This is a genomic window from Mesorhizobium sp. M4B.F.Ca.ET.089.01.1.1 (genome assembly GCF_004022605.1).
In the GTDB taxonomy this organism is placed as follows: Bacteria; Pseudomonadota; Alphaproteobacteria; order Rhizobiales; family Rhizobiaceae; genus Mesorhizobium; species Mesorhizobium abyssinicae.
The window spans coordinates 1-9,066 of record NZ_RZOS01000231.1 but is presented as its reverse complement, the minus strand read 5'-3'; the positions used below and the strand labels follow the sequence as shown (position 1 = coordinate 9,066).

At 66.4% G+C, this 9,066-nt stretch carries 9 protein-coding genes; 8 read left to right on the top strand and 1 reads right to left on the bottom strand.

The window, feature by feature from the left end:
* Positions 1–551, bottom strand: a 551-nt coding sequence (locus EN780_RS20535) for a GntR family transcriptional regulator (protein ID WP_133372656.1), incomplete at its 3' end; no start/stop codon positions are given.
* A 306-nt stretch (positions 552–857) separates the two neighbouring features.
* Here EN780_RS20535 and EN780_RS20530 point away from each other — a divergent pair.
* The 8 genes from EN780_RS20530 to atzF all read left to right on the top strand — a co-directional run.
* Positions 858–1,985 (top strand): BMP family ABC transporter substrate-binding protein, encoded by a 1,128-nt coding sequence (locus EN780_RS20530; protein WP_127393703.1) that lies wholly within the window; start codon positions 858–860, stop codon positions 1,983–1,985.
* Between the two features lie 77 nt (positions 1,986–2,062).
* Entirely contained in the window at positions 2,063–3,187 is a 1,125-nt protein-coding gene (locus EN780_RS20525; protein ID WP_127310459.1) for an ABC transporter permease, read from the top strand.
* Positions 3,187–4,113: an ABC transporter permease gene (locus EN780_RS20520; protein ID WP_128275141.1), complete on the top strand. Its 927-nt coding sequence runs from the start codon at positions 3,187–3,189 to the stop codon at positions 4,111–4,113. Before EN780_RS20525 ends, EN780_RS20520 begins: the two co-directional genes overlap by 1 nt.
* Positions 4,114–4,153: 40 nt before the next feature.
* Entirely contained in the window at positions 4,154–4,855 is a 702-nt protein-coding gene (locus EN780_RS20515; protein WP_127285559.1) for an isochorismatase family cysteine hydrolase, read from the top strand.
* Between the two features lie 10 nt (positions 4,856–4,865).
* Positions 4,866–6,395 carry an ABC transporter ATP-binding protein gene (locus EN780_RS20510; RefSeq protein WP_128275140.1) on the top strand — a complete coding sequence of 510 codons (1,530 nt, stop codon included), beginning with the start codon at positions 4,866–4,868 and terminating at the stop codon, positions 6,393–6,395.
* Entirely contained in the window at positions 6,395–7,063 is a 669-nt protein-coding gene (locus EN780_RS20505) for an isochorismatase family cysteine hydrolase (RefSeq protein WP_128275139.1), read from the top strand. Before EN780_RS20510 ends, EN780_RS20505 begins: the two co-directional genes overlap by 1 nt.
* Entirely contained in the window at positions 7,056–7,406 is a 351-nt protein-coding gene (locus EN780_RS20500) for a cupin domain-containing protein (RefSeq protein WP_128275138.1), read from the top strand. The genes EN780_RS20505 and EN780_RS20500 overlap by 8 nt, the downstream gene beginning before the upstream one ends.
* Positions 7,403–9,066, top strand: a 1,664-nt coding sequence (gene atzF / locus EN780_RS20495; RefSeq protein ID WP_128275137.1) for an allophanate hydrolase, incomplete at its 3' end; no start/stop codon positions are given. The genes EN780_RS20500 and atzF, both read left to right, overlap by 4 nt.

Below are 9,066 nucleotides of genomic sequence, written 5' to 3'. Positions count from 1 at the left end.
GCGGTGACGATCAGATCGTGTTCCTGCCAGGATTTGGCCAACCGGCCGGGCAGCATGAACTGCGCGCGGCGGAACGGCGCCAGCCGGCTGCGGGTCGTCACCGTCAGATCCTGGATATGCGCGTTGTGGGCGCCGCGATAAAGCCGGCTGTGGAACTCGGTGTTGAAGTATTCGTAATCCTCTTCCGCGCCGAGCTGCACCAGGCGCGCCGACGCCTGGTGCTCCATCTCGAGCGCCCGGCGCTCGCCCCCCGTCATGCGCTCGGCCGAAAAGCGCGCGCAGATCGCCTCCAGTTCGGCCATGCTCTCGAACATCGAGGCGAGATGTTCCTGCGTCACCACGGCGACGATGGCGCCGCGGTTGGGCCGCCTCTCGACAAGCCCCATGGCGCTCAGATGGCCGAGCGCCTCGCGGACGGGCGTGCGGGAGACCTCGAAACGGGCCGCGAGCGAGACCTCGTCGAGCCTTTCGCCGGGGCGCAGATAGCCGGTGACAATGCGGTCCGCGATCGCCCTCACCATCTGATCCACGGTCGTGCCCGACCTGACCAAGCTGCGCTTTCCCGGCACGTCTCCTCCGTCCAGTCTATGCAGGCAACCCGCAGGTTGGACGGCCGGCGGGTGAATTTCGACTCAAGGCTTCACCTTGTATGCCTAGATTTTGAACTTGATGTCAAACTGATCATTTATCGGGCAAAAAGTGCATGCACTTGCCGCGCCTTTATGCAGTGCGTCTAAAGCCGTGCATTGATTTTATTGCAAAAAACCAAGCTTTGAAACTGGCACGGTGATTGCATGCACTTTTCCAGAAGACATCAACCGACCCGGAGATGGGGTCCAAAAAGGGGAGCATTCGATATGACCGAGAGATTCATGCTTAGCCGCCGCGATCTGCTCAGGACCTCTGCCGCCGGAGCGGCGCTCGGTCTGGCCTCGGCGGCCTTTCCAATCCGCAGGGCGTTCGCCGCCTCGGCGACTGTCGGTTTCATCTATGTCGGCCCCAAGGACGACTACGGCTACAACCAGGCGCATGCCGAAGGCGCCGCCACGCTGAAGAGCATCGAGGGCATTTCCGTTGTCGAGGAGGAGAACGTTCCCGAGACGGTCGACGTCCAGAAGACCATGGAATCGATGATCAACCTCGACGGCGCCTCGCTGATCTTCCCGACCTCCTTCGGCTATTTCGATCCGCATATGCTCGCCATGTGCGCGAAGTTCCCCGACGTGCAGTTCCGCCATTGCGGCGGAATGTGGAACAAGGACAAGCACCCGATGAACGCCGGTTCCTATTTCGGCTATATCGGCATGGGCCAGTACCTCAACGGCGTCGTCGCCGGTCACACCTCCAAGTCGAAGAAGCTCGGCTTCGTCGCCGCCAAGCCGATCCCGCAGGTCCTCCTCAACATCAATTCCTTCCTGCTCGGCGCCCGCTCGGTCGATCCGACGATCACCTGCCAGGTGATCTTCACCGGCGAATGGTCGCTGGCGGTCAAGGAGGCCGAGGCCACCAACGCGCTGGTCGACCAGGGCGCCGACGTCATCACCTGCCATGTCGACAGTCCCAAGGTGGTGGTCGAGACGGCCGCCGGCCGCGGCGCCTTCGTCTGCGGCTATCACGCCAACCAGAGCCCGCTTGCGCCGGAGAAATACCTGACCGGAGTGGAGTGGAACTGGGCCAAGGTCTACAAGATGTTCGTCGACGACCTCATCGCCGGCACCCCGCTGCCCAATTTCACCCGCGGCGGCCTGGCCGACGGCTTCGTCAAGATGAGCCCGCTCGGCCCAGCCGTCAGCGAAGCGGCCCGCAAGCAGTTCGACGGCACGCTGGCCGAAATGATGAAGGGCGGCTTCTCCGTCATCAAGGGTCCGCTGAAGAGCAACAAGGGCGTCGTCGTCGCCACCGAAGGCCAGGCTTTCGTCGAGACCGCCATCGAGCTCGAAAGCATAAACTATCTCGTCGAGGGCGTCGTCGGCTCGACCGCCTGAGCCGGCGGCGTGTCGCCCAAAAGTGCGCAGCGGTTTTGGGCGACACGCATGGAACAACGACGAGTGGAGACGGGACGATGACGGACACCGTGAGCAGCGCCGGCGTGCCGGCCCTTCTCGGCGCCAGGGGATATCGGGCGGCGCTCGAATGGATTGCCAGGCGGGCGGAGGCCTTCGTCATCCCGCTGGCGGCGCTGGTCGTCGGCATGGTGCTGTTCAGCGTGTTCGTCGCGCTGGTCGGCAAGTCGCCGCTCCAGCTCTACGAGACGATGTGGCGAGGCGGCTTCGGCTCCTGGTTCTCGATCCAGAACTCGCTGTCGCGCGGCGCGCCGCTCTTGCTCGCGGCGCTCTGCGTGGCGCTGCCGGCGCGCCTCGGGCTGGTCGTCATCGGCGGCGAGGGCGCGATCGTGCTCGGCGGCGTCGCGGCCGCCGCCATCGGCGTGGCGCTGAACGGCGCGCCGTCTTTTCTCGTCATCCTCCTCATGGGCGTGGGGGGTGTGGTCGCCGGCGGCATCTGGATTGGTGCCGTCGGTGCGCTTCGCCATTACCGCGCCGTCAACGAGACCATCTCCAGCCTGCTGATGGCCTATATTGCCATCGCCCTGATGAACCACCTGGTGGAAGGACCGCTGCGCGATCCGGCCTCGCTCAACAAGCCGTCGACCCAGCCGCTCGCCGACATCTACCGCATCGGCAACATTCCGGGCATGGAGGTGCATTGGGGGCTCGGCGTCGGCATCCTCGCCTGCGTGCTATCCTGGCTGCTGATCGAGAAGACCCGCTGGGGCTTTGCCGCCCGCATCGCCGGCGGCAATGTCAGGGCAGCGCAGGTGCAGGGGCTTGCGGTCGGGCCGCTGATCGTCGGCTTCACCGCGCTTGCCGGCGGCTTCGCCGGCCTTGCCGGCATGCTGGAGGTCGCAGCCGTGCAAGGCAGCGCGAATGGCTCGCTTGCCGCCGGCTACGGCTACACCGGCATCCTCGTCGCCTTCCTTGCCCGCCACAATCCGCTCGCCATCATCCCGGTCGCCATCCTGCTTGGCGGCATCGACGCCTCCGGCGGCCTGATCCAGCGCCGCATGGACCTGCCCGACGCGACCGTGCTGGTGCTGCAGGGCATGCTCTTCATCGTCATCCTGTTCAGCGAGACCTTCTACGGCCGCTTCAAGCTCTTCAACCCCGACCTGTGGCAGAGGAGCACCTGATGGAGACGACCGACATCGGGCTGTGGGGCGTGCCGCTCGCCATGCTGGGCGGCGCCATCCGCGTGTCCACGCCCTTCATCTTCGTCTCACTGGGCGAAGCCATCACCGAGCGTTCCGGCCGCATCAATCTCGGCCTCGAAGGCACGCTGGTGTTCGGCGCCATGAGCGCCTACGCAGTGGCGGTAGTGACCGGTTCGCCCTGGCTCGGCCTTTTGGCCGCTGCCTTCGCCGGCCTCTGCTTCGGCCTCTTCCACGGCTGGATCTGCAAGTTCCCGAAGGTCAACGACATCGCCATCGGCATCGCCCTGATGCTGTTCGGCTCCGGGCTAGCCTTCTTCTTCGGCAAGCCTTTCATCCAGCCCTCGGCGCCCGACCTGCCGGCGATCCCGTTCGGCGCCTGGTCGAGCATTCCGCAGGTGCAGGCGGCGCTCAACGTCAACGTGCTGTTCCTGATCGGCGCGGCGCTTGCCGTCTTCCTCTGGTGGGCCTTCCGCAACACCCGTGTCGGCCTGATCGTGCGTGTCGTCGGCGACAGCGCCGATGCCGCGCGCGCCATGGGCCTCAACCCGAACACGGTGCGCCTGCTGGCCACCGGCGCCGGCGGCGCGCTGGCCGGCATCGGCGGCGCCTATCTGTCGCTCTACTATCCCGGCAGCTGGACCGAGCGCATCTCGTCGGGCCAGGGGCTGATGGCGGTGGCGCTGGTCATCTTCGCGCGCTGGAACCCGCTCGGCTGCTTTGCCGCCGCGCTGCTGTTCGGCGGCGCCGGCGCCCTCGGGCCGGCGCTGCAGTCGGTGGGCGTCACGCAAGGCTACTACCTGTTCTACGCCGCGCCCTACATCCTCACCCTTGTCATCATGATCGCCACCTCGTCACCGAGCCGCACACTCGCCGGCGCGCCCGGCGAACTGTCGATCACCAAGTGACCGCATCCCAGGAACCGCTCGCGAGACCGGAGTTTTTGCCATGAACGCCAGAGCCGAGATCACCCAGCGCTACATCGACGCCGATCCCTATCCCTGGCCCTACAATGGCGACCTGAGGCCGGACAACACGGCGTTGATCATCATCGACATGCAGACCGATTTCTGCGGGCCGGGCGGCTATGTCGACCACATGGGCTATGACCTGTCGCTGGTCAGGGCGCCGATCGAGCCGATCAAGGCGGTGCTCTCGGCGATGCGGGCCAAGGGCTACACCATCATCCACACGCGCGAGGGCCATCGTCCCGACCTCGCCGACCTGCCCGCCAACAAGCGCTGGCGCTCGCGCCGCATCAATGCCGGCATCGGCGACCCCGGTCCTTGCGGACGCATCCTGGTGCGCGGCGAGCCGGGCTGGGACATCATCCCCGACCTCTATCCGGCCGAGGGCGAGCCGATCATCGACAAGCCGGGCAAGGGCTCGTTCTGCGCAACCGATCTCGAGCTGATCCTCAACCAGCGCGGCATCGCCAACATCGTGCTTACCGGCATCACCACCGACGTCTGCGTTCACACCACCATGCGCGAGGCCAACGATCGCGGCTTCGAATGCGTGATGCTGGAGGATTGCTGCGGAGCCACCGACCACGGCAACCATCTGGCGGCGATCAAGATGATCAAGATGCAGGGCGGTGTGTTCGGCGCGGTGTCGAATTCCGCCGCGCTCGTCGCCCAGCTGCCGTGAGGAACCGGCGATGAGCGGAACTCACAGAAAGGCGATCGGCGTCGAGACCATCGGCATGACCATGCGTTTCGGCGCCTTCACTGCACTCGACGACGTCTCGATCAAGGTGCCGGCAGGTTCCTTCCATGCTCTGCTCGGCGAGAACGGCGCCGGCAAGTCGACGCTGGTCAAATGCATGATGGGTTTCTACCGCCCGACGTCGGGCGACATGCTGGTCGACGGCCGGGAGGTCGCGATCGCCAGCCCCAGGGATGCTTCGGCGCTGGGCCTCGGCATGGTCTACCAGCATTTCACGCTGGTGCCTTCGCTGACCGGCGCCGAGAACCTGGTCATCTCGCGAGAAAAGGTGCCCGGCGTCATTGACTGGCGCAAGGAGCGCGGCGCGCTCGCCGCCTTCATGGAGCGCATGCCGTTCAAACTGCCGCTCGACGTCAAGGTGGCCGAGCTTGCCGCCGGCGAGAAACAGAAGCTGGAGATCATCAAGCAGCTTTACCTCGGCCGCAATTTCCTGGTGCTGGACGAGCCGACATCCGTGCTCACCCCGGGCGAGGCGCAGGAAGTGCTTGGCCTGGTGCGCGGCATGACGAAGGCCGGCGATCTCACCGTGCTGATGATCTCCCACAAATTCCACGAGGTCACTGCATTCGCCGACGACATCACAGTGCTGCGCAAGGGCAGGCTCACCGGGACCGGCAAAGTGTCAGACCTTTCCCACAGGGAGATGGCGGCGATGATGATCGGCGACCAGCCGATCGCTGCACTCGACAGCCGTCTCGAGCCCAGGGCGGACGCCGAGATTGTGCTCAAGGTGAAAGCGCTGAAAGCACCGGACCGCACCGGTCTCAAATCGATCGACATCGCCGACCTCGGCGTGCGCTCCGGCGAGATCGTCGGCATCGCCGGCATCTCCGGCAACGGCCAGAAGGAGTTCCTGGAGGTGCTGGCGGGCCAGCGTGCCCGCGACCAGGGCGAAGTCATGGTTCGAGGAACGGCCTATGCGGCGACGCGCGCCGAGGCGCGCGCGCTCAATGTGCGCCTGATCCCGGAGGAACCGCTGAAGAATGCCTGCGCGCCAAGGATGACGGTCGCCGAGAACATCGCCTTCCGCACCTTCGACGTCGACGGCAGCGGCAGGCCGGTGAGCTGGATCAGCGCTGGCGCCATCAAATCCTTCAGCGCCCGCCTGGTCGAGCAGTTCAAGGTCAAGACCGCATCGCTCTCCTCGCCGATCGCCTCGCTGTCGGGCGGCAACGTGCAGCGCGCGGTGCTCGCCCGCGAACTGACGGGCGAGGTCGATCTGCTGATCGTCTCCAACCCCTGCTTCGGGCTCGACTTCTCCGCCGTCGCCGAGATCCGCGCCCGCATCATGAAGGCACGCAACGCGGGCGCCGCGGTGCTGCTGATGTCGGAGGACCTCGACGAGTTGCTGGAGCTTTCCGACCGCATCCTCGTCATGTCCGACGGCGCGCTCGTCTACGAGACGCCGATCGCGCAGGCGAGCGTGCAGACGATCGGCGAGCACATGGCGGGGCATCACTGATGGCGGAAATCGCGGCGCAGCCTTTCGCCTTTGCCTTCAGGCCCGAGACGACGGCGCTCATCGTCATCGACATGCAGCGGGACTTCGCCGAGCCGGGCGGCTTCGGCGCCAGTCTCGGCAATGACGTCAGCCGGGTGGTGGCGATCGTGCCGACCGTGAAGAAGCTGATCGAGGGCTTTCGCGCCGCCGGCCTGCCGGTGATTCACACCATGGAGTGCCACAGGCCCGACTTGTCGGACCTGCCGCCCGCCAAGCGCGACCGCGGCAAGCCGACGATCCGCATCGGCGATGTCGGACCGATGGGACGCGTGCTGATCGCCGGCGAGCCCGGCACGGCGATCCTCGACGAACTCGCGCCATTGCCCGGCGAGATCGTCATCGAGAAGCCCGGCAAGGGCGCCTTCTACGCGACCGCCCTCGGCGACGACCTGAAGCGGCTAGGCGCCCGCCAACTGGTCTTTGCCGGCGTCACCACCGAGGTTTGCGTGCAGACGACGATGCGCGAGGCCAACGACCGCGGCTATGAATGCCTGGTCGCGGAGGATGCGACGGAAAGCTATTTTCCCGAGTTCAAGGCGGCCGCGCTCGCCATGATCAGGGCGCAAGGCGCGATCATCGGCTGGACGGCGACGACCGATCAGGTGCTCGAGGGGATTGCGAATGCCTAATCTCAGTTTTGCCGGCCTGCTTGACGGCGGCTGGCGCGATCTGGCGTTCGAGCCTTTCCGCGACGGCATCGGCGTGCACTGGCTGCTCAAGGGCGGGCCGGTCGAGCCGTCGGTGGCGGTCCTCAAATACCAGCCGGGCGCCGACGTGCCACGCCACCGTCATGTCGGGCTGGAAACCATCGTCGTGCTGGAAGGCACCCAGAGCGACGAGAACGGCGACTATCCGGCGGGCAGCGTGATCCTCAATCCGGTCGGCACCGAGCATTCGGTGTGGACGAAGGACGGTTGCGTCGTCCTGATCCAGTGGGACCTGCCGGTGATCATTCTGGGGGAGACGAGATGAGCGACATCCATTTCGATATCGGCAGCCTGCACGCGGCCTACCAAGCCGGCATCGGCATCGCCGAGGTGATCGATACGGTGCTGGCCCGCATCGCGGCGGCCGCCGACCCCGGCATCTTCATCCACCTTGCGACGAGAGCCGAGATGCTGGCTGAGGCCGAAGCGCTCTGCCCGTTCGACCCCGTGGCCATGCCGCTCTGGGGCATCCCCTTCGCCGTCAAGGACAATATCGATGTCGCCGGCATGCCGACCACGGCCGCCTGCGCCGAATTTGCCTACACGCCCGCAAGCGACGCAACCGTGGTGGCGAGGCTCAAGGCTGCGGGCGCCCTGGTCGTGGGCAAGACCAATCTCGACCAGTTCGCCACCGGCCTCGTCGGCGTGCGCACGCCATGGCCGATCCCGAGGAATGCGATCGATCTGAAGCTGGTGCCGGGCGGCTCCTCCTCCGGCTCGGCGGTGGCGACGGCGCGCGGCATCGTCTCCTTCGCACTCGGCACCGATACCGCCGGCTCGGGCCGCATTCCGGCCGGCCTCAACAGCATCGTCGGACTGAAGCCGACCGTCGGCGCACTGTCGACGGCCGGCGTCGTGCCGGCCTGCCGGACGCTCGACTGCGTGTCGGTCTTCGCGCTGACCGTCGACGACGCCTACGCGGTATTCTCCATCGCCGCCGCGCGCGACGCAACCGATCCGTATTCGCGTGACGTCGCCGTCCACCCGCTCGTGGCGCACGCCCCGGTGCTGAACGTCGGCATCCCGGTAAAAGCCGACCTGAAATTCTTCGGCGATACGGCGATGCAGGCCGGCTTCGAGGCCTCGCTTGCCATGCTGTCGCGGCTCGGTTGCCGGCTTGTCGAGATCCCGTTCGGCGACTTCTACGCCACCGCTGATCTGCTCTACGAAGGCGCCTGGGTGGCGGAGCGCTATGCAGCGATCCGCGATTTCTTCGAGGTGAATGAAGCAGCGCTCCATCCGGTGACGCGCAAGATCATCGGCGGCGCCCGAAACCTGTCGGCGGCCGACGCCTTCCGCGGCTTCTATGCCTTGCAGGCCTACAAGGCCCGGCTCGCCCCGGTGATCGCCTCCGTAGACCTGTTCTGCGTGCCGACCGCGCCGACCCACTACACCGTCGATGCCGTGCTTGCCGATCCGATCGCCACCAACAGCCGGCTCGGCACCTACACCAATTTCGTCAATCTGCTCGACATGTGCGGCATCGCCGTGCCCACCGGCACGCGCGACGACGGTCTGCCGATGAGCGTGACCCTGCTGGCGACTGCCGGACGAGACGGCCTTGCGGCATCCGTCGCGCGCGACCTCCACTCGGCGAGCGGCCTCGCCCTCGGCGCGACCGGTTGGCGGCAGTCGAGCGCACAGCCTGTCGGCGCATCGGCCGAGGACGGCACGATCGAGTTGGTGGTGGTTGGCGCGCATCTTTCGGGAATGCCGCTCAACGGCCAGCTGAAGGAGGCCGGCGCGCGCTTCTGCAGGGCGGCGCGGACCAGCTCTTCTTACAAGCTCTATGAGCTTGCCGGCCAGACCACACCCAAACCGGGGCTCATCCGGGTCGGCAGCGGCGGCGCCGCGATCGAGGTCGAGGTCTGGCGGCTTTGCGCCGATGCCTTCGGCCGTTTCGTCGCCGCCATTCCGCCGCCGCT